Origin of the sequence: Pyrinomonas sp., assembly GCF_040289685.1 — a bacterium.
Taxonomy (GTDB): Bacteria; Acidobacteriota; Blastocatellia; order Pyrinomonadales; family Pyrinomonadaceae; genus Pyrinomonas.
Window position 1 is genome coordinate 1 of record NZ_PSLQ01000059.1, and the last position, 18,828, is coordinate 18,828.

Sequence of the window (18,828 nt, forward strand, 5' to 3'; positions counted from 1 at the left end):
ACTAGTCCCTAGTAGTCGTCAGCGGCACACCTTCCGGCACGAAGAGGGCCACGCAAGATCGCAGCTTTCGAAGACAGTCGTTTCAACGATCGTTTTCGGTCCTGAGCAGCTCCATCACGGAGCGCAATGCTGGATAGAGGGCGCGAAAAGCGCGGTAGTGACGGTCTAAGACCTCGACTGTTTCCGGATGCGGGGCAGTGTGCGCAGCGACACGCACCACGGCCTTGCATGCCTCGTTCACCGAAGGCCACGCTCCGGCACCAACGGCAGCCAGAATGGCTGCGCCGTAGGCTGCGCCTTCTTCAGCTTGTACGGTTTCGACCTCGTGTCCGTAAACGTCGGCCTGAATTTGGCGCCACAAACGAGAACGCGCGCCGCCGCCACCGAGCCGGACTCTTTCGATGGGCAAGCCCATTTGGCGCAAGATCTCGAACGAATCGCGCAAAGAGAAGGCGACGCCTTCGAGAATGGCGCGAACGATATGTGCGCGCGTGTGATTGGCGGCCAAGCCGACGAGCGCTGCGCGCGCATGCGGATCCAGATGCGGCGTGCGTTCGCCCATCAAGTAGGGCGCCCACAGAACGCCATCCGCTCCGGGCGGAGCTTGCGCTGCCTCTTCGGTCAAACGTTCGTATGGGTCGCGACCGTCATCAGGTCCAGCGCCGAAATGATCGCGGAACCAGCGCAGACTGAGCCCTGCGCCTTGCGTCACGCCCATCACGTGCCAGCGATTGGGAATCGCATGGCAGAAAGTGTGCACGCGCCCCTTGGGATCGAGCGCGGGCCGGTCGGTCGCTGCAAAGACGACGCCTGACGTGCCAATGGTAGCGCTCACCGTGCCCGCTTCGACGACGCCGATGCCGACGGCCCCAGCCGCTTGATCTCCCGCCCCGGCGACAACCGGCGTGCCTTCGCGCAGACCTGTCGCTGCCGCGCCCGCCGCCGAGATCTTGCCAGTTACCTCGGGCGATTCGAAGACGCGCGGGAGAACCTCTTCTGCGATGTCGAACGCGGCGAGCATTTCGTTGGACCAGCGCCTGTTCTTCACGTCGAAAAGAAGCGTCCCCGATGCGTCGGCAACGTCGCTTGCACGCTCGCCCGTCAAGCGAAAACGGACGAAATCTTTCGGCAGGAGAATGGAGCGGACGCGCCGCCATGCGTCGGGTTCGGTTTGGCGCACCCAGAGAATTTTGGGGAGCGTAAAGCCAGTGAGCGCTGGATTGCAGACGAGTTCAACCAACCGTTCGGCTCCGACTCTCTGCCTGATCGCTTGACACTGCGCATCGGTCCGTTGATCGCACCAGATGAGCGCCGGACGAATCACTTCGCCGCGTTCATCGAGGAGCACCGAGCCGTGCATTTGGCCGGAAAACCCGACCGCCGCGATACGCTCAGCGCGCACTTCGTTTTGCGCGAGCACGGCGCGCACGGCTTCTTGCGTGGCTCGCCACCAATCTTCGGGATGTTGTTCGGCCCATCCGGTTTGCGGCGAAGCGAAGGGGGCGTGTTCCGCGGTTGCCGCGGCGACGACGCAGCCCGATTCATCTATGGCGACAGCACGTGTGCCGCCGGTTCCGACGTCTATGCCGAGAAAGAGCTGATCGTTCATCTTCGCTCAGTTGTCGCTCTGTAAGGCGCGCGACCGTTTTCCAATCCGAAGGATCGTTTATCTTCGCCTAGTGTTTGTTCCACAAGGCAGTTTCATTTCGCTTCGCGCTGATAGACGCGCACGTAATCGACGAGCATGCGTTGCGGGAACTGCGTCGTGTCATCGGGCGCTTCGGCGCGGCGCCCATTGAACTCGTCCTGCCAAACGAGCTCCCACTTGCGAGCTGGCGAGGGCGCGGATTGCGCCGTCGGTTCCGACTTCTGACCGCGTTCCGTTTGCGCGTGTGCTGGCGGGACGCTTAAACAAGCGGCGAAGGTCAGTAGCAATCGAAAAGCGTTCGCCATGACCGGTGATCCTCGCTGAGCTTTGGCTACAAAGCTTGCGCATTCTAGCATATGAAATTGGTCGAGCGATCATGAAAATTTCTTATTTGCGCTCTGGCGTATGTGACCTGTTCCCGAGCGCTTTTTGTCGCGCGATCGTCTTTTACGACGCAGCTTTCCGGCTTTCGCCTAATGTCGGGGGCAAATACGCCATTGATGACTTTCGGATCGCGACTTCGGCGCGATCCGGCTAGCGAAGAGGCATGGGATCACTGCCGACGGCTTCCGCGCACGCGCGTTCGGGGTTTGGCGGCTTTATGAACCCAAGAGTCTGCGATCAGTCTTGACGGCTTTCAATGTGCGCATTAAGCTCGCAGTGTTTTGAAGAATCGATCGAGTGTTATGGAGTGATTCTGCGAGATGACCGACAAATACGGGCCGCGCCCCGAACACAAGTTCAGTTTTGGTTTGTGGACTGTCGGCAATCGCGGACGCGATCCCTTCGGCTTCGAGGTGCGTCCGGCGCTGTCGCCTGTTGAGCTCGTTCGATTGCTTGGCGAAGTCGGCGCGTGGGGCGTCAATTTTCACGACAACGATCTCGTGCCGATCGATGCCACAACGCCGGAGCGCGATCGCATCGTGCGCGAATTCCGTCGCGCGTGTGAAGATCAAGGCATCGTCGTGCCGATGGCGACGGTCAACCTCTTTGCGGATCCTGTCTTTCGCGACGGCGCGTTCACGGCAAACGATGCGCGCGTGCGCGCTTACGCTTTGCAAAAGACGATGCGCGCCATGGATCTCGGCGCAGAACTCGGCGCGAAGATCTTCGTCCTGTGGGGTGGGCGCGAAGGGACGGAGACGGATGGTTGCCGGCGTCCCGACGAAGCGATTAAACGGTTGCGCGACGCGGTCAACTTTCTGTGCGAATACTCCTTGGATCAAGGATATGACTACCGGTTTGCGCTCGAGGCGAAACCGAACGAGCCGCGCGCCGATATCTACTTCCCAACGACGGGAGCCTACCTTGCTTTTATCGAAACGCTCGATCATCCTGAAATGGTCGGCGTCAATCCCGAGGTCGCGCACGAAACGATGGCCGGGTTGAATTTCATGCACGCGGTCGCCCAAGCGTGGGAGGCAGGCAAGCTCTTTCATATAGATCTGAACGATCAACTTCCCGGCCGTTACGATCAAGACTTTCGCTTCGGTTCGGCCAATCCGAAAGCGGCCTTTTGGTTGGTGAAGTTCCTCGAAGATGTGGGCTACGAAGGACCGCGCCACTTCGACGCACACGCCTACCGTACGGAGGACTACGAGGGCGTCAAAGATTTCGCGCGCGGTTGCATGCGCACCTACTTGATTTTGAAAGAGAAGGCCGAGCGATGGAACGCTGACCCAGAGATCCAAGCACTGCTTGCCGAAATAAGAGAGGCGGATGGCGAATCGGTCGGCGATTTCACGAAAGAGAAGGCCGCAGCTCTTTTGGCCCGCGAATTCGATCGCGCCGAGTTAGCGAGCAAAGGGCTGAAGTACGAACGGCTCGATCAATTGACAATGGAGATATTGCTCGGCGTGCGCTGAGATCAGGCGCGGAAGAACAGTCTCCTGGAGGTTTGGAACAGCGCCCGCGAACCGCCATGAACGAAGTCAACTTCCGCGAGAGAATTTTGGCGACCGGTGCGCCGGCAGCGACCGTGCTCATTCGGTTGATGGTGGGTGCCGTCTTCCTTTCCGAAGGGATACAAAAGTTCATTCGCCCGGCGGAGATCGGCGCGGGGCGTTTCGCCAAGATCGGCATCCCCGCGCCGGAAACGACGGCGCTCATGGTCGGCACCTTCGAGATCGTTTGTGGGGCGCTGGTCGTTCTCGGGTTGCTGATGCGCCTTGCTGTTATACCTCTCATCGTCATCATGTTGGTGGCGATAACGACGACCAAAGTGCCCATCCTCTTGCGCGAAGGTTTCTGGGAGATGGCGCACGAGGCGCGCACGGATTACTCGATGTTGCTCGGTTCGATCTTTCCGTTCATCGTCGGGGCGGGGAGATGGTCGCTCGACGATCGCCTGCACGGAAGAACCGCGCCGCTTCGATCGCCGCGCCAGCCTTGAGTCAGGGCTTCACATTACCGGGCGTTTCGTGCCATGGTCCCATCCGACATGGTGGATTATGCAGATCGGTAGCGCCTGAGAACAGTCGGGGGCGACGTCGCAGGATTCGATCCCTTCGACGCCACTCCCGCTGCCGATGAAAAGGAGGTTACCTTTCGCGCGAATCTTCGTCGAACTTCGCGCCCGCGCCGAACGATTTTCAATAAACGGTCGTTTCGCGGCAGTGACCGGTCGAGCGATGGCGTTCTATGGTTTCTCAGCCTCGCTTTCGGCGTCGAGCGTTTCGGCAACTTCCCAGAAAGTTTTCGGTTCAATTGGACCGACGCCGTATCTTCGCTGAAGCAAAAGCGCCGCACGTTCCCTTTCGGCGTTGACCACGCTGGACATATTGCTCGCGTCGGCGCGCAAACGGATCACAGCCGTCGCAACGGCGACGCGTTCGATGTCATAGCGGTTGGCGACGCGCAGCAGAAAGTCCCAATCTTCGTAGCACCAACGCATCGTCTCATCGAACGGTCCGACTTCGGCGAAGCATTCGCGCCGATGCATCATCGCCGAAGGGGCGATGAAACTGTCGTGCCGCATGATTTCGACAGCGAAATCATGCGCCAAGAGGCGATGGGCCACCGTGCGAAGACCGCTCGGCGTCCAGCGTTGACGTAGCAAGAGGGCGTCTGAATAGACCAACCCGACCGAAGGCTTGTCGTCCAAACGCGTCGACAATGCGGCCAGATGCGCGGGGAGCAAGAGATCGTCGTCATCCAGATAGGCGATGTAGCGCCCGCGTGAGAGTTCGACGCCGCGATTGCGCGCCGCTGGCAACCCTCGGTTTGTCGGAAGTTCGAGATAGGTGACATTGAGCGCGCGCGCGAAATCGGCGACGACATGCGCCACGCTCTGGCCGGCATCGTTGACGACGATCACTTCGAAGTCCGCCTCGCGTTGTGCGGTCAGGCTTTGCAGCGCTTCGCGAAGCATGTGCGGGCGATTGCGCGTTGGGACGATGACGGAGATTTTCGGGCGCGAAGTCATTTTGGCAACATCTCTGCGAGGTCTATTCTTCGACGGCGCAACTCTTCAGCCGCAGGCAGACGGTCGAGGCGCATCAATTCTTCCACGACCGCCAATTCCCGATCGCGCATCATGCCGGCGACGGCCAAAACCCTCTCGCCGCGCACGTAAAAGGCGAGGAAATCGCGTCCTTCAATCTCGCCTTGCAAGATCAGTTCATCCCAGCTCTGTGCGTGACCGACGTAGCCGAGCACTAAGTCGAACTGTTGCGTCCAAAAGAAAGGGATGCCCGCGTAGCTCTCTTCGCGCCCGGCCATGTTGTGTGCTGCCGTGCGTCCTTGTTGCATCGCTGTGCGCCAGTGTTCGATGCGCAGCCGTTCGCCCGTACGCGGGTCGGGGAAACTGGCGATGTCGCCTGCGACGTAGAGATCTTCCGCCGCGCGCAAACGGCGATCGACGATGATGCCGCCATCATCGGCGCGTCGAACCCCGTGAACGAAATCGGTGCGAGGCTCGACCCCGATGCCGACAATCACCAAGTCCGCTGGCAACGATTCGCCGTCTTCGAGCAGCACCGCTTCGACGCGCCCGCTTCCCTGCAAACGCGCGACGTTCTTGCCGAGGCGGAATCGGACGCCCTGTTCTTCGTGCGCCTTGCGAAAAAGCGAGCCGATTTCGCTTCCCAAGGTTCGCTCGAAGGGAATTGAATCGCGTCCGACCACAGTGACTTCGAGACCGCGCCTTGCGAGGCTGGGCGCCGCTTCCATGCCAATGAAACTGGCGCCGATGATGACGGCGCGGTGCGCCTCGGCAAGCGCTTCGATAATGAGGTCAGCATCGCGGCGGTGGCGGAGCGTGAAGACAGACTTGAGTTCGGCGCCGGGAAGGGAGAGCTTGCGCGGTTCGCCGCCTGTTGCGACAAGCAGCGCGTCGTAGCGAAGCGAAGTGCCGTCGTCGAAGCGAACAGTTTTCTCGTCCGCTTCAACGCGCACCGCACTGCGACGCAACTCGAGTTCGATCCCATATTCGCGGAAGAACTCCTCTGATCGCAGTGGCAACGCATCAGCGCCGAGGCTGCCTTGAAGATAGTCTTTGCTCAGGTTGGGACGATCGTAAGGCGTTTGGTCATCGCCTGAAAAGAGCAGGATACGCCCTTCGAAGCCATCTTCGCGCAACGTTTGTGCCGCCATGTAACCAGCTGCGCCGCCGCCCAAGATGACAAAGGTGCGCGCGTCTTCCACCGAACGTGTGCTCATCTTCGGCGCGCGGCGGTCGCTCGGTTGATCTGGCAGCGAAACGATGACGTGTCCGTCTTCGATGCGGGTTTGATAATGCGGCAGCGCATCGAGCGCGGGCGGTTCTTCGAGGTCGCCCGTGGTGACGTCGAAACAGGCGTGATGCCAAGGGCAAATGACCTTGCGACCGCAAAGCGCGCCTTCAACGAGCGGCGCGCCATAGTGCGTGCAGTAGGCGCCAATGGCGTGAAAGCTTCCGGCGATGCGCACAAGCAGTATCTGCGTTCCATCCACCGAGACCTGTCGCATCTCTCCGTCTTTCAGATCGTCGACGCGAGCCGCTTTCGCTTCTCGTTCGCTCATCGCTCTCCTTTCAATCCTTTCAATCCCGTTGATATGTGATTCGCGGTGCGGAAGCCAACGCGCGCTTCTCGTTGGCTCATTGCTTCCCAGTCGGCGCCCATCTCTTCGCTGCGCGGCAAACAAAGAACGGGAATCCGCCCGCAAAGAATTAGAGCATAGCCTCTGCGCGGCGTTCAACGAAGCCGCGTGTGAAAAACACGCGGCTCGTTTGTGTGGTCCATCGTCAGCGCCAGATGTTTGCGACGGAGTTGAGGCGCGAAGGCAAGATGCCATTATGGCTTGCGCGGGAGCGCGAGGTCGAAATCGCGGGTGAAGGACGTATGAGCGCAGGGGAACTAGCGTTTTTGTCGAGAGCGGTTTAAAGTTTTAAGCGATCGATCTTCAACCGATCAGCGCAGCGGAGTTGAACGGACGATGAGCAAACGGATCGGCGTCGTCGGCGCAGGGACGATGGGCAACGGGATCGCGCAGGTGGCTGCACGTGCCGGTTATCACGTCGTCATGCGCGACGTCAAAGAAGAGTATCTTCAGCGTGGGCTGGCGACGATCGAACGCAACTTGGCCCGCGATGTGGAGAAAGGGCGACTGAGTGCGGATGAGAAGAGCGCGATCATCGGTCGGATCGAGACGACCACCGAATGGGAAGCGCTGGCGGATGCGGACTTCGTTATCGAGGCCGTGAGCGAAGACGTGGCGATCAAAACGGAAGTCTTTCGCGTGTTGGACCGCACGACGCGCCCGGAAGTGATTCTCGCCTCGAACACCTCTTCCATTTCGATCACCAAATTAGGTGCCGTGACCAGACGACCCGATAAAGTGATCGGCATGCATTTCATGAATCCGGTGCCGGTGATGAAATTGGTCGAGATCGTGCGTGGCCTTGCGACTTCGGACGAGACGTGCGCGCAGACGCGCGCGCTTGCCGAAGAGTTCGGCAAAACGCCGCTCGAATGCGGCGATTCGCCCGGCTTCGTCTCGAACCGGGTCTTGATGCCGATGATCAACGAGGCGATCTTCGCGTTGCAGGAAGGCGTAGCGACGCGCGAGGCCATCGATGGCATCATGAAACTGGGCATGAACCACCCGATGGGGCCGTTGACGCTGGCCGATTTGATCGGACTGGACGTTTGTCTGGCCATCCTGAACGTCCTTTACCAAGAGATGGGCGACCCGAAATACCGGCCTTGTCCGTTGCTCAAACGTTACGTCGATGCGGGATGGTTGGGGCGTAAGACGGGACGCGGCTTTTACGAGTACTGAAAGCCATGGCGACGACGGACGCGGAACATGTCTTTTGTCTGCACTGCTTGGCGCGCAATCCTTTGGGCGATGAGTTCTGTGCGAAGTGCGGGATGCGGCTGATGATCGTTTCGCGTCCAGCCGCGTTGCGTTTCGAGGAGGAAGAGTTCGCTTCGCACGACGAATTCATTCTGGCGCGCCTATCCGCGCTGGAGAATCGGGTCGAGCGGCTCACCAAAGAGGTCGAGCGTTTGCGCGCAACGTTGGCCTCTCTGGTGACGGGAAGCGCATGAGCGCGGCGAATTTAACGCCCCGCTCTGAGATTGACACTGGTGCGACGACCGTTATAATTGCTCCTTTTGTGCCTCTGGTGAGGGTCGCGCAAAAACAAGGAGCCAAGACCGATGAGGTTCGAGGTCGAAAAGCTCAGCGCCGAGGGCACGCTCTTTCAGCACGAATATGCGCCCGAGGAGATCAGGCTCGAAGAGGCGCGCTTGCTCGCTCCCGTGGCAGTGCGCGGTCGAGTTTGGCGTAAAGGGCGCGAAGTGCTACTGCGCGGCGATCTCGCCGCGCGCGTTGAAGTGCATTGTGACCGCTGCTTGCGCGAGTTCGAAACGCAGTTTGAGGTTAAAATCGACGTCGCCTACGTGCCCGAAGAAGATGACGCGACGGACGAGAACTTAGAACTTCGCGCCGAAGACATGGGCCAATCGGTTTTCAACGACGGTTTCGTTGATCTCGACGAACTGGTGCGCGAACAATTGTTGCTGGCGTTTCCGCTGCAACGGCTCTGTCGCGAAGAGTGTCGTGGATTGTGCACGCGATGCGGCGCTGATCTGAACGTTGAAGAATGCCGGTGCTCCTCGTCCGAGACGGATCCGCGCTGGGCGGCGCTGGCTGCTTGGAAAGAGCGGAAGGAGTCCGAGCAAGATTGATCGCGCCTTTTTGCGTGCCGCGCATCGAGCTCGGCTGGGAGAGAAGTGGGTTGACGGTCCAATTTTTTGTTGCGGGGACTTCGATTTTGATGCTGACCGCCACTTTTGCTTAGGACGAAACCGGTTAATGTTGACTACGAGATTCTTGTTGAGGAGATTTTGATACGCCATGCCCAATCCAAAACGACGCCATTCGAAATCGAGACGCAACAAGCGGCGCGCGCACGATGCGTTGCGCGCGCCAAGCCTGTCGCTCTGTCCGAATTGTCAAGAGCCGCGCCTGCCGCATCGGGTGTGTCTGAAGTGCGGTTACTACAAAGGGCGCGTCGTGTTGCGCGTCGAACAAGAGCTGTAAATGCGGTCCTCAGCGCATCGCAGACAGGGCTGAAGAGCACATGGTGCGAATCGCCGTGGATGCCATGGGTGGAGATCATGCGCCGCACGCCGAGATAGATGGCGCATTGGCTGCGGCCCGCGATTTCGGCGTGCGCATCGCATTGGTCGGCCAACCCGAAAAACTCGAGCCGGAACTTCGACGCTGCGGGTGGCGCGCGCAAGGCGATGCAGGCATCGAACTGATCGAAGCGCCTGAGGTCGTTCGCATGGACGAACCGGCGGCTGTGGCCGTCCGGCGCAAGAAGAGAAGCTCTTTGCGTGTCGGCATGAAATTGGTCGCCGATGGTAAAGCGGACGGGTTCGTCACCGCCGGCAATACCGGTGCGGCGATGGCGACGGCGATGATGGTGCTCGGCACGTTGCCCGAAGTGGACCGGCCAGCGCTGGCCGCGCAGATCCCGACCAAGACGGGGCGCCCGACGCTGTTGTTAGATGTCGGCGCGAATTCCGATTGCAAACCGGTTCATCTGGTCCAATTCGCCATCATGGGCGACGCTTACGCGCGCGCCGTGCTCGGCATCGAGCGCCCCACGGTCGGACTGGTGAGCATCGGCGAGGAAGAGGTCAAGGGCAACGAGCTGACGAAAGAGGCGTTCGCGCTGTTGCGCGGCGTCGAGCAGTTGAACTTCGTCGGCAATGTCGAGGGGCGCGACGTGTTTACCGGCAACGTCGATGTGATCGTCACCGACGGTTTCACGGGCAACGTCATGCTCAAGCTTTCCGAAGGGCTGTCGGATGTGATGGTCGCGCTCATTCGTCGCGAATTGAGCGCCTCGGTGATCGCACGCACGGGGGCGATGCTGGCGCGCCCGGCCTTTCGCAACATCAAACGAAGGCTCGATTACACGGAGACGGGCGGCGCGCCGCTGCTCGGCGTGCGCGGCGTGGTCATGATCACACACGGCAGCTCCAATGCGCGCGCGCTGCGCAACGCCATTCGCAACGCGCGCGATTTCGTATTGAACGAAACCAACGAGAAGATCGAACGGGGCATCGCCGCCGCCATGCTCGACCGAGGCGTCGCGCGCCGCGCCCTCTGACCACAGCGAGGAATCGTCAAAAGATGCCGAACGCAGGGATCATCGGGACAGGTCGCTCCTATCCGGAAGGTGTGTTGACCAACGCCGATTTGGAGAAGATGGTCGATACATCCGACGAGTGGATCACGACGCGCACGGGGATCAAGCAGCGGCACAAGGCTGCGCCCGACGAATACACGTCGCTATTTGCCGTGCGCGCCGCGCGACAAGCGATCGAGCGCGCGCGCATCGATCCGCTGGACGTTGATTTGCTGATCTGCGCGACGGTGACGCCGGACCAGCTTTTGCCTTCCACGGGCTGTCTCGTGCAAGCCGAACTCGGCGCGCATCGTGCCGCGGCGTTCGATCTGGCGGCGGCTTGTTCCGGTTTCATCTATGGGCTGGCGCTCGCTAATCAGATGATCCGCGGCGGGCAAGCGCGCTATGCGTTGGTCATCGGGGCTGAGATTCTGACGCGCTACGTTGATTACACCGATCGCTCGACGTGCGTCATCTTCGGCGACGGCGCCGGCGCCGCCGTGCTCGGTCCAGTCGAGCCGGAACGGGGCATTCTCGCCACGCGCATCCGCTCCGACGGGCGCTACGCCGAGCATCTTCACGCTCCGGGCGGCGGCACGCGGTTGGGGACGACTCCCGAGACTTTGGCGTGCGGCCTGCACTACTACAAGATGCGCGGCAACGAGCTGTTCAAGGTGGCCGTGCGCGCTATGGCGGAGATTTCGCTCGAGGTGCTAGGCGAGGCGGGCAAAAGCGCCGCTGATGTCGCGCTCTTCATCCCGCACCAAGCCAATCAACGGATCACCGATGCGGTGGCCGAAAAACTCGGCGTAGATGCGGGCCGGGTCTATTCGAACATCGCGTGGCACGGCAACACGTCGTCGGCTTCGATCCCGATCGCGCTCGATGAATGCATCGAGCAGGAGCGCATCCGTCCAGGCGATCTGGTGCTGATGGCCTCGTTTGGCGGCGGCGTAACGTGGGGCGGAGCGCTGTTGCGATGGTAACGTTGTTGGGGTTGGGAAGAGAAGGGTTTGGCGCGAAAGGGCGTCTTGCGATCAGCGGAGTCGCGAATGTGCTGAAGACCGTGCTGCTTGCTTTTTGCGCATAGCGTGTTGTAGAACCGAATGACGATGAGCCGAGTTGCGTACGTCTTCCCCGGTCAGGGGTCGCAAAGCGCTGGCATGGGGCGCGATCTTGCGGAGAACTTCGTCGTTGCGCGACGGGTCTTCGAGGAAGCGGACGAAGCTTTGGGATGCGCCTTATCGCGCTTGTGCTTCCAAGGTCCGGACGAGGAATTGCGATTGACCGAGAACACGCAACCGGCGATTTTGACCGTCTCGGTTGCCGCGCTGCGCGTCGCGCAGAGCGAAGGGCTGCCGACGCCGGATTTCGTCGCCGGTCACAGTTTGGGCGAGTACTCGGCGCTGGTTGCCGCCGGGGCGCTGGATTTCGCCACCGCCTTGCGGACAGTGCGCCTTCGCGGGCGTTACATGCAAGAGGCCGTGCCCGTGGGCGTCGGCGCAATGGCGGCCATTCTCGGCGCGAGCCTTGAGGTCGTAGAAGAAGCGTGCCGCGAGGCGGCCAACGGAGAGGTTTGCGCTCCGGCGAACATCAATTCGCCCGCGCAGGTAGTCATTGCCGGTCATGCGAGCGCCGTTGACCGCGCCATCGAGCTGCTGCGCGCGCGTGGAGCGCGGCGCGCCGTGCGATTGCCCGTGAGCGCGCCATTTCATTGCGCGTTGATGCGTCCGGCTGCTGACAGACTCGCGCGCGAACTCGAACGAGTAGAGTTCCGCGATCTCGACGTACCGCTTGTGACCAACGTCGAAGCGACCATCATCCGTCGCGGAGCGGAAGCGCGTGCGGCGTTGATCAGGCAGGTCGCGTCGCCCGTGCGGTGGCGCGAGTCGGTCGAGCGGCTAGCGAGCGAAGGCGTCGGGCTTTTCATCGAAGTCGGCCCGGGAAAGGTTCTTTCTGGATTGATCAGACAGACCGTTTCCACGGCGCGCACGTTGAACGTCGAGGACACAAGCAGCTTGCGCGCCGCGCAAAACGGCACGAGACAGAGCGCGGTCTCGTAAAATCAACGCGCGGAAACGAATCAAAGAGGTTTCATCATTTCGATTAGGAGGAGCAAGCGCAAATGCCCGATCCGGAGATCGAAGCGAAAGTCAAACAGATCATCGTCGATGAGCTAGGGGTGGACGAAAACGAGGTGACGCCCAACGCGCGCTTCATCGACGATCTCGGCGCCGATTCATTGGATACGGTGGAGCTCGTCATGCGGTTTGAAGAAGAGTTCGGCATCGAAATCCCAGATGAAGACGCCGAGAAGATCCAGAGCGTGCGAGACGCTTACAACTACATCGATCAGCACTTGAAGAAATCGTGACGCGAAACGGCGAAGCGCGCACTTGCTTCGCCGTCTTCGTTTGATCGCGGCGCGTTGCGACAAAGCGTTTCAAAACGCGCGGTGCGCGCCGCTCGAGAACCAAACAAGAAGAGGGGTGGACCTTGAAACGTCGCGTCGTAGTCACAGGTCTTGGGCTCGTCACGCCGATCGGCAATTCGGTCGAGGCGACGTGGTCCAGTTTGATGGCGGGACGTAGCGGCGTCGCTTACATCAGCAAGTTCGATGCTTCGACCTTTCCCGTCAGGATCGCCGCCGAGATCAAAGACTTCGATCCGCTCAACTACGTCGAGAAGAAGGAGGCGCGCAAGATGGGCTCTTTCATCCACTACGCCATCGCCGCCTCGGACGAGGCGCTGCGCGACAGCGGCTTGCGGATCACGCCCGAAATCGCCGAGCGGGTCGGCACTTATATCAGCAGCGGCATCGGGGACTTCTGGGCCATCGAGCGCGAACATTCCAAACTTTTGAACGAGGGGCCAGAACGTATCTCGCCGTTTTTCATCGTCTCGGCCATCGTTAACTTGGCTGCCGGTCAAGTCTCGATTCGCACCGGAGCCAAAGGCCCCAATTCGGCCACGGCCACAGCGTGTTCGGCTGGCGCGCATGCCATCGGCGATTCGTTCAAGATCATCCAGCGCGGAGACGCCGATGTGATGATCTGCGGCGGCGCCGAATCGGCCATCACGCCGATGAGCGTCGCAGGCTTTGCCGCCATGCGCGCGCTCTCGACGCGCAACGACGATCCGCTGCGGGCGTCGCGCCCCTTCGACGCTGACCGCGACGGTTTCGTCATCGGCGAAGGGGCTGGGATCATGATCCTCGAGGAGCTGGAGTTTGCGCGGCGGCGCGGCGCGCGCATCTACGCCGAGATCGTTGGCTACGGCATGACCGCTGACGCCTACCACATCACACAGCCGGATGAGACCGCTTCGGGCGCGGTGCGCGTCATGCAGATGGCGATGCGCGATGCCGGAGTCGCGCCGGAACAGGTCGGCTACATCAACGCGCACGGCACCTCGACGCCCTACAACGATCGGCTGGAGACGTTGGCGATCAAGAAGGCTTTCGGCGATCATGCCTACAAGCTGGCCGTCAGTTCGACCAAATCGATGACCGGCCATCTGCTCGGCGCGGCGGGCGGAATCGAGGCCGTCTTTTCGGTTCTGGCGATTGCGCGCAACATGTTGCCGCCGACGATCAACTACACGACGCCCGATCCGGCGTGCGATCTCGATTACGTTCCCAATGAACCGCGCGAAGCGCAAGTCGAGTGCGCGCTCTCGAATTCATTCGGGTTCGGTGGAACCAACGCCGCGCTTCTTTTCCGTCGTTACGAGGAGTGAGCGAAGATGAAGATCATCGTCTTAGTCAAGCAGGTGCCGGACAAGGATGCGATCTTGCGCATCAACAGGGAAGGGACGTGGATCGAGGAGAGCGATCTTTCGTACGAGGCCAATGAATCAGACGCCTACGCGCTGGAAGAGGCTTTGCGGCTCAAAGAGAAACACGGCGGCGAAGTGATCGTCTGTTCGATGGGGCCGCAGCGCGTGAAGACGACGATCAAAGACGCGCTCGCGCGCGGGGCCGACCGCGCCATCCACATCGTGGGCGATGATCTGGTCCATCTTCCGCCGTTGGCTGCCGCGCGCGTGATCGCCGATGCCATACGCGGTGAAGCGGCTGATCTCATTTTGACCGGCCTTCAGTCGGATGATTACGGTTACGCACAAACGGGCGTCATCGTAGCCGAACTCCTCGGCCTGCCGCACGCGACCATTGTCATCGAAGTCGAAAAGCGCGATGGCCTGTTGCGCGTCAAACGCGAACTCGAAAGCGGTTGGTATCAATGGTCCACCGTGCCGCTACCGGCGTTGTTGACAATTCAATCCGGCATCAACCAAATTCGCTACGCTACATTGAAGGGTATCATGGCGGCGAAAAAGAAAGAGATACGCGAAGTGCAGCCGGACGTCACCGCAGTGAGCGGGTTGGTTCACCAGCGTCTGACCAAGGTCTATTTCCCGCAGAAGAGCAAACAGACGCAGTTTTTAGGAGACGGCGATGCCAAAGCGGCTGCGGCGCAGCTAGCTGAGAAGCTGCACGCCGAAGTGCGCATCATCTAACGCCAGCGCATCGCAAAGGAGATGCGATCGGCGTGCAGGTGGGAGCGCGAGCAAGGATTCAACAGGGGTGCAAGTTTTGGGGGAGTTGATTGAAGTATGAGCGGAAGCATTCTAGTGTTTGCCGAACAGCGCGGCGGCAATTTCAATCGCACAGCCTTTGAGGCTCTCGCTGCGGGCCAGCAGTTGGGGCGAGCTTTGAACGCAGCGGTGGTCGCTGTCGTTTTGGGACACAAGATCGAAGGGCTAGCGACACAGCTTGCCGAATACGAACTCGGGCGCGTCATTCAAGTGGACCATGAACTTCTGGCCGAGTACACGCCCGACGCCTACGCGCAAGCGATGGAACAGGTTGTGCGCGCCGTCGCACCGCAACACGTCGTCCTGCCGCACACCTATTTGGTGCGCGATTTCGCTCCCAAGCTCGCCGCCCGTTTCGGGCGCGATCTGATCAGCGATTGCATCCGCGCTAACGTGAACGGCGGGAGCCCGGTCTTCACGCGGCGCATCTTCTTGGGCAAGATGGATGCCGACGTCGTCGCCGACGGCGAGCCGCCCATCTTCGTCACTTTCCAAGCCGGAGCGTACCGCGCAGACCAAGCGACCAAGGGGACGGCAAAGTGTGAAGTCGAGAAGATGAACGTGGAGGTGGTCGAGCCGCGCACCAAGCCGGAGCCGGCATTCCAAGAGGTCAAACAAGCGGTTGATCTATCCAAAGCGGAAGTCATCGTCGCCGTTGGTCGTGGCATCAAGAGCCAGGAGAATCTTGCGCTGGCGCAAAAACTGGCCGAAGCGCTCGGCGGCGAGATCGCTGCGTCGCGTCCGATATGCGATGCCGGTTGGCTGCCCATCGACCGACAGATTGGCTCATCAGGACAGACGGTGGCGCCCAAACTCTACGTCGCGCTCGGCATCAGCGGCGCAATTCAGCATCTGGTCGGCATGAAGAACTCTGGAACCATCGTCGCAGTCAACAAGGATCCGGAGGCGCCCATCTTCGATATCGCCGATTATGGCATCGTCGCCGATCTGTTCGAAGTCGTGCCGACGTTGATCGAAGAAGTAAAGAAGATCAAAGGAGAATAAGACCATCATCGTCTCGCGAAAGCGGCATCACGGCGTCTGAACGATGGCGACTTTCGCTGCCTTGAGTCGCTGACCTCGCATGCAACCGAAGCCCTGTCTCGCAAGAGACGGGGCTTTTGATCTCTCTGTCCGAGTGAACAAGGTGACCTGATCGGACCAGCATCGAAGCTCCAATCTTTATCAACAAAACGGCATACGGGCGCGCTTTCAAAAAGCGTGGGTCTTTTCAACAAAACGGCGTAAGGGGCCGCGCCTCGCGGGCTGCCGTATGTTGAAAAGCGAGAGGGTCAAACTGATCCGCGCCCGTAGGACGCGCGACATGCTCCCAGGATTCGCCAAAAAGATGTTGACAAGAAAAACGCCCCCAGATAAGCTTTGCAGCAATCCTGCTCGCGTTAATCCCGGAGTGTTGTCGACCCCGACGGACAGCCTCCCTCGAGCGCGGTTATCGCGCAGGCTGGCAGGAGGGAAGCGTCGGCTGCGTATTGGCTGAAAGAGCGCAGCCATATGTACGGCTAAACGGCAGAGCCACCCATTCTCTCGCTGCTCAAAGCAGCCGATTCAAAAGCTGGAGGAGAATCATGTTGCGAAAAACAACAGGTCGTTTTTCTGCATATCTCGTTTCGATTTCCATGGTCTTCCTTTCAGTCGGTCCAATTGCTTACGCCCCCCCCCGCAAATTAAGTGCCGAAGATAGGGCTAGCGCCTCGAAAAGGAGCTGCTCACCATGTTCTGCGAGCGCTCAGCAAACCGCTCCAGAAGAACAAGCTTTGGCTTAGTTAGAAGAACTGGCTGTGTTAGGGCAGCGCACGCGCCCCGCTCCGTTGCTCCCCATAGTCAGGAGATCTTTCGAGGGAGCGCGAGTCAATTTCGTCAGCACAGCGCGCGGCGATCTGTCTTTCGCGATCGTTGATCTGCAAATTCCAGGGGCGATGCCGCTCATCTTTCAACGGGTTTACGCTAGCGATGGTGAGGATCGTGGACTGGGACTCGGTTGGTCATTTGGTTTCGATGACCGAATTTCAGTTCAGGGTGACCGCGCTGTAATGAAGACCGGCAGCGGCTCGACGTTGAGCTTTGTGCGTCAAAGCGGGGCTCGTTTTGTGCTCGAAAGACCAGAGCCAGGGCAGCATCAAGCATTCGATCTGTCCGAAGGCAAGATCGTTGAAGAAATCAGTGATCTTCCCGGAATGGTGCGGACCTATCTTCCGAACGGCGACGAATATCTTCTGGCGGAAATCGCCGACGCGAACGGTAACCGAATGAGAATAGAACGGGATGCAACTGGCCGCATCATTTCGCTTTCGACCGAAGGTGCGAAGATAGATCTCAATTGGTCTTTCGGTTTGAGTAAGCGACTGGTCTCGGTGCGAGATCACGCAGGAAGACAAGTCTCGTTCCGCTACAGCAGTGGACTTCTAACGAGCGTCATTGACGCTGCTGGCGCGGAGTGGAAGTACGAATACCAAGCTGGGCGTTTGAGCCGAGTGCTCGATCCCGAAGGACGAACGGTGTTGAGCGCAAGTTACGATTCGTTGTCGGGGCGCGTTCTACAGACGGGCGATGCAGTGTCGCTCTACGAGTACAAGTATGATAACAACGGTCCCGCCCCATCGCGACGAACGCTCGTGACCGATCCGCTGGGAGTAGAACAGACTTACGAGCATACTGCGGATGGGTTGTTCATCAAGGCAAGCGATGCGGACGGAGAGATAACGCGCGTCGAGTATAATCAAGCAAATCGTCCAGTGCGAGTTGTAGTCGGCGTCGGAAGCGAAGCGCAGGTCGATTACGACGCGCAGAACCGCGTCGTTCGGCAGAGGCTGTCGGATGGAACGGAAAAGAGTTTCGCCTACGACTCGCGCGGGCGCTTGGTGAGCGAGACGCGAGGATCTGTACGCACCGATTACACGCTTGATGAAAAAGGGAATGTCATCGAAGCGCGCAGTACGGATGCGACCCGTAACTACCGCGCGCGCTATGACGAACGCGGCCGTCTCGTCGCTTTGACCGCAAGCGGAGGCGAAACCTACGGCTTCGAGCATGATACTTTGGGCAACGAAATAGCCTTCGTTGACCCACAGCTCGGTCGTTTCATAACGCAGCGAGATGCCGTGGGGCGCATGGTGGCTGACCGTTTGCCATCGGGCTTGACCTTCAACTACGAGTACGATGCGCGCGGCTTGCTGATCAAAGAGCGCGCGTCGGGCGGACGCGCCGTTGCATTGGAGCGAGATGCGAGCGGCGCAGTGAAGAAGCTGATCACAGCGCAAGGAGCATGGGTCTCTGCTGCGCGGGACGAAGTCGGTCGAATCGTTGCGCTCACAAATTCGGCGGGCATGACGCGGCGCTTCCGTTACGACGCGCGCGGCGCTTTGACCGAATACACGGATGCACGCGGAAGCGCGAAGCGGATGGAGTATGACCGCAGAGGCAGGCTGAAGGCCATTTCAGACGATCAAGGCAATCGGATGGTGGTCGAGCGGGACCAGAGCGGAAAGATCATCCGGCTCTTGATGAGCGATGGTCGTCGTTTTGGCATCGAACGCAGCTTCAACGGTCGTGTCATCGCCATCAAGCTGGAGAGCCGCGCCGTCAAGTTCGAGCGGGCGGGCTATAAGACGAGGACCATGCTGTTTGATGACTGGTGGAACTGTATCTTCTCTCCGTGGCAAGACGGGTGGAGCAACTGGTACCAGTCAATCTACGACGCTGGGTATAACTTCAGCTACAACTGCTCTGACCCGTTCGGCTGGGGCTTCGGCGGCAGCAGTTGGTGGGGAAGCGGCGTCGGAAGAGGCTGGGGCGATCCGCTCATGAGCGGCGATAACTTTGACTGTGCGGCTGAAGCAGTCGATTGTTTAGTTGCTGTTGCAGCATACGTCGGTGGTATAACCGGTTTGATAACTCTTTGTGGTGGAACTTTAGGTGTAGCATGTATAGGAGTTTT

The 18,828-nt window shown here is 60.0% G+C and carries 18 protein-coding genes; 14 read left to right on the forward strand and 4 right to left on the reverse strand.

Features of this window, described 5'->3' with window-relative positions; translation table 11 throughout:
• Positions 1 to 82 precede the first annotated feature (82 nt).
• On the reverse strand, positions 83 to 1,609 hold the full coding sequence (xylB, locus tag C4334_RS11805) for a xylulokinase (RefSeq protein ID WP_352432291.1): 1,527 nt from the start codon (positions 1,607 to 1,609) through the stop codon (positions 83 to 85).
• A 92-nt stretch (positions 1,610 to 1,701) separates the two neighbouring features.
• On the reverse strand, positions 1,702 to 1,953 hold the full coding sequence (locus tag C4334_RS11810) for a hypothetical protein (protein WP_352432292.1): 252 nt from the start codon (positions 1,951 to 1,953) through the stop codon (positions 1,702 to 1,704).
• A gap of 399 nt (positions 1,954 to 2,352) precedes the next feature.
• Here C4334_RS11810 and xylA point away from each other — a divergent pair, with 399 nt between their 5' ends.
• Complete coding sequence (gene xylA / locus C4334_RS11815; protein WP_352432293.1) at positions 2,353 to 3,513, forward strand: xylose isomerase; 1,161 nt, start codon at positions 2,353 to 2,355, stop codon at positions 3,511 to 3,513.
• Between the two features lie 56 nt (positions 3,514 to 3,569).
• Positions 3,570 to 4,040, forward strand: a complete 471-nt coding sequence (locus tag C4334_RS11820; RefSeq protein WP_352432294.1) for a DoxX family protein — start codon at positions 3,570 to 3,572, stop codon at positions 4,038 to 4,040.
• Between the two features lie 246 nt (positions 4,041 to 4,286).
• Here C4334_RS11820 and C4334_RS11825 read toward each other — a convergent pair whose 3' ends face one another.
• The gene (locus tag C4334_RS11825) at positions 4,287 to 5,072 is read right to left on the reverse strand and encodes a glycosyltransferase family 2 protein (protein WP_352432295.1); all 786 of its coding nucleotides are present in this window, start codon (positions 5,070 to 5,072) and stop codon (positions 4,287 to 4,289) included.
• The gene (locus C4334_RS11830; protein ID WP_352432296.1) at positions 5,069 to 6,649 is read right to left on the reverse strand and encodes an FAD-dependent oxidoreductase; all 1,581 of its coding nucleotides are present in this window, start codon (positions 6,647 to 6,649) and stop codon (positions 5,069 to 5,071) included. The genes C4334_RS11825 and C4334_RS11830 overlap by 4 nt, the downstream gene beginning before the upstream one ends.
• 414 nt (positions 6,650 to 7,063) lie before the next feature.
• On the opposite strand from C4334_RS11830, the gene C4334_RS11835 reads away from it, so the two are divergent.
• From C4334_RS11835 to C4334_RS11890, 12 genes are all read left to right on the forward strand, one after another.
• The gene (locus C4334_RS11835) at positions 7,064 to 7,909 is read left to right on the forward strand and encodes a 3-hydroxybutyryl-CoA dehydrogenase (protein WP_352432297.1); all 846 of its coding nucleotides are present in this window, start codon (positions 7,064 to 7,066) and stop codon (positions 7,907 to 7,909) included.
• A 5-nt stretch (positions 7,910 to 7,914) separates the two neighbouring features.
• Entirely contained in the window at positions 7,915 to 8,181 is a 267-nt protein-coding gene (locus C4334_RS11840; RefSeq protein WP_352432298.1) for a hypothetical protein, read from the forward strand.
• Positions 8,182 to 8,292: 111 nt separating this feature from the next.
• Positions 8,293 to 8,823: a YceD family protein gene (locus tag C4334_RS11845; protein ID WP_352432299.1), complete on the forward strand. Its 531-nt coding sequence runs from the start codon at positions 8,293 to 8,295 to the stop codon at positions 8,821 to 8,823.
• A gap of 169 nt (positions 8,824 to 8,992) precedes the next feature.
• Positions 8,993 to 9,178, forward strand: a complete 186-nt coding sequence (gene rpmF, locus C4334_RS11850; RefSeq protein ID WP_352432300.1) for a 50S ribosomal protein L32 — start codon at positions 8,993 to 8,995, stop codon at positions 9,176 to 9,178.
• A gap of 40 nt (positions 9,179 to 9,218) precedes the next feature.
• Positions 9,219 to 10,259, forward strand: a complete 1,041-nt coding sequence (plsX, locus tag C4334_RS11855) for a phosphate acyltransferase PlsX (RefSeq protein WP_352432301.1) — start codon at positions 9,219 to 9,221, stop codon at positions 10,257 to 10,259.
• Positions 10,260 to 10,282: 23 nt separating this feature from the next.
• On the forward strand, positions 10,283 to 11,263 hold the full coding sequence (locus tag C4334_RS11860; protein WP_352432302.1) for a beta-ketoacyl-ACP synthase III: 981 nt from the start codon (positions 10,283 to 10,285) through the stop codon (positions 11,261 to 11,263).
• Between the two features lie 126 nt (positions 11,264 to 11,389).
• Positions 11,390 to 12,340, forward strand: a complete 951-nt coding sequence (gene fabD, locus C4334_RS11865; protein WP_352432303.1) for an ACP S-malonyltransferase — start codon at positions 11,390 to 11,392, stop codon at positions 12,338 to 12,340.
• 62 nt (positions 12,341 to 12,402) lie between these two features.
• Positions 12,403 to 12,651 (forward strand): acyl carrier protein, encoded by a 249-nt coding sequence (locus tag C4334_RS11870; RefSeq protein ID WP_352432304.1) that lies wholly within the window; start codon positions 12,403 to 12,405, stop codon positions 12,649 to 12,651.
• A gap of 122 nt (positions 12,652 to 12,773) precedes the next feature.
• On the forward strand, positions 12,774 to 14,015 hold the full coding sequence (gene fabF / locus C4334_RS11875; RefSeq protein WP_352432305.1) for a beta-ketoacyl-ACP synthase II: 1,242 nt from the start codon (positions 12,774 to 12,776) through the stop codon (positions 14,013 to 14,015).
• Between the two features lie 6 nt (positions 14,016 to 14,021).
• Positions 14,022 to 14,795, forward strand: coding sequence for an electron transfer flavoprotein subunit beta/FixA family protein (locus C4334_RS11880; RefSeq protein WP_352432306.1), 774 nt, complete (start codon positions 14,022 to 14,024; stop codon positions 14,793 to 14,795).
• Positions 14,796 to 14,891: 96 nt separating this feature from the next.
• Positions 14,892 to 15,878 carry an electron transfer flavoprotein subunit alpha/FixB family protein gene (locus C4334_RS11885; protein WP_352432307.1) on the forward strand — a complete coding sequence of 329 codons (987 nt, stop codon included), beginning with the start codon at positions 14,892 to 14,894 and terminating at the stop codon, positions 15,876 to 15,878.
• Between the two features lie 794 nt (positions 15,879 to 16,672).
• Positions 16,673 to 18,828 (forward strand): DUF6531 domain-containing protein (locus tag C4334_RS11890; RefSeq protein ID WP_352432308.1); only part of this gene is annotated, 2,156 nt, incomplete at its 3' end.

What these genes read in the sequence shown, in the direction of transcription:
- C4334_RS11830 (WP_352432296.1), bottom strand. Translation starts at nt 6,649, where the DNA reads ATGAGCGAACGAGAAGCGAAAGCGGCTCGCGTCGACGATCTGAAAGAC.
- xylA (WP_352432293.1), top strand. Translation starts at nt 2,353, where the DNA reads ATGACCGACAAATACGGGCCGCGCCCCGAACACAAGTTCAGTTTTGGT.
- C4334_RS11860 (WP_352432302.1), top strand. Translation starts at nt 10,283, where the DNA reads ATGCCGAACGCAGGGATCATCGGGACAGGTCGCTCCTATCCGGAAGGT.
- C4334_RS11845 (WP_352432299.1), top strand. Translation starts at nt 8,293, where the DNA reads ATGAGGTTCGAGGTCGAAAAGCTCAGCGCCGAGGGCACGCTCTTTCAG.
- C4334_RS11870 (WP_352432304.1), top strand. Translation starts at nt 12,403, where the DNA reads ATGCCCGATCCGGAGATCGAAGCGAAAGTCAAACAGATCATCGTCGAT.
- C4334_RS11825 (WP_352432295.1), bottom strand. Translation starts at nt 5,072, where the DNA reads ATGACTTCGCGCCCGAAAATCTCCGTCATCGTCCCAACGCGCAATCGC.
- C4334_RS11840 (WP_352432298.1), top strand. Translation starts at nt 7,915, where the DNA reads ATGGCGACGACGGACGCGGAACATGTCTTTTGTCTGCACTGCTTGGCG.
- C4334_RS11880 (WP_352432306.1), top strand. Translation starts at nt 14,022, where the DNA reads ATGAAGATCATCGTCTTAGTCAAGCAGGTGCCGGACAAGGATGCGATC.
- xylB (WP_352432291.1), bottom strand. Translation starts at nt 1,609, where the DNA reads ATGAACGATCAGCTCTTTCTCGGCATAGACGTCGGAACCGGCGGCACA.
- plsX (WP_352432301.1), top strand. Translation starts at nt 9,219, where the DNA reads ATGGTGCGAATCGCCGTGGATGCCATGGGTGGAGATCATGCGCCGCAC.
- rpmF (WP_352432300.1), top strand. Translation starts at nt 8,993, where the DNA reads ATGCCCAATCCAAAACGACGCCATTCGAAATCGAGACGCAACAAGCGG.
- C4334_RS11820 (WP_352432294.1), top strand. Translation starts at nt 3,570, where the DNA reads ATGAACGAAGTCAACTTCCGCGAGAGAATTTTGGCGACCGGTGCGCCG.
- C4334_RS11885 (WP_352432307.1), top strand. Translation starts at nt 14,892, where the DNA reads ATGAGCGGAAGCATTCTAGTGTTTGCCGAACAGCGCGGCGGCAATTTC.
- fabD (WP_352432303.1), top strand. Translation starts at nt 11,390, where the DNA reads ATGAGCCGAGTTGCGTACGTCTTCCCCGGTCAGGGGTCGCAAAGCGCT.
- C4334_RS11835 (WP_352432297.1), top strand. Translation starts at nt 7,064, where the DNA reads ATGAGCAAACGGATCGGCGTCGTCGGCGCAGGGACGATGGGCAACGGG.
- C4334_RS11810 (WP_352432292.1), bottom strand. Translation starts at nt 1,953, where the DNA reads ATGGCGAACGCTTTTCGATTGCTACTGACCTTCGCCGCTTGTTTAAGC.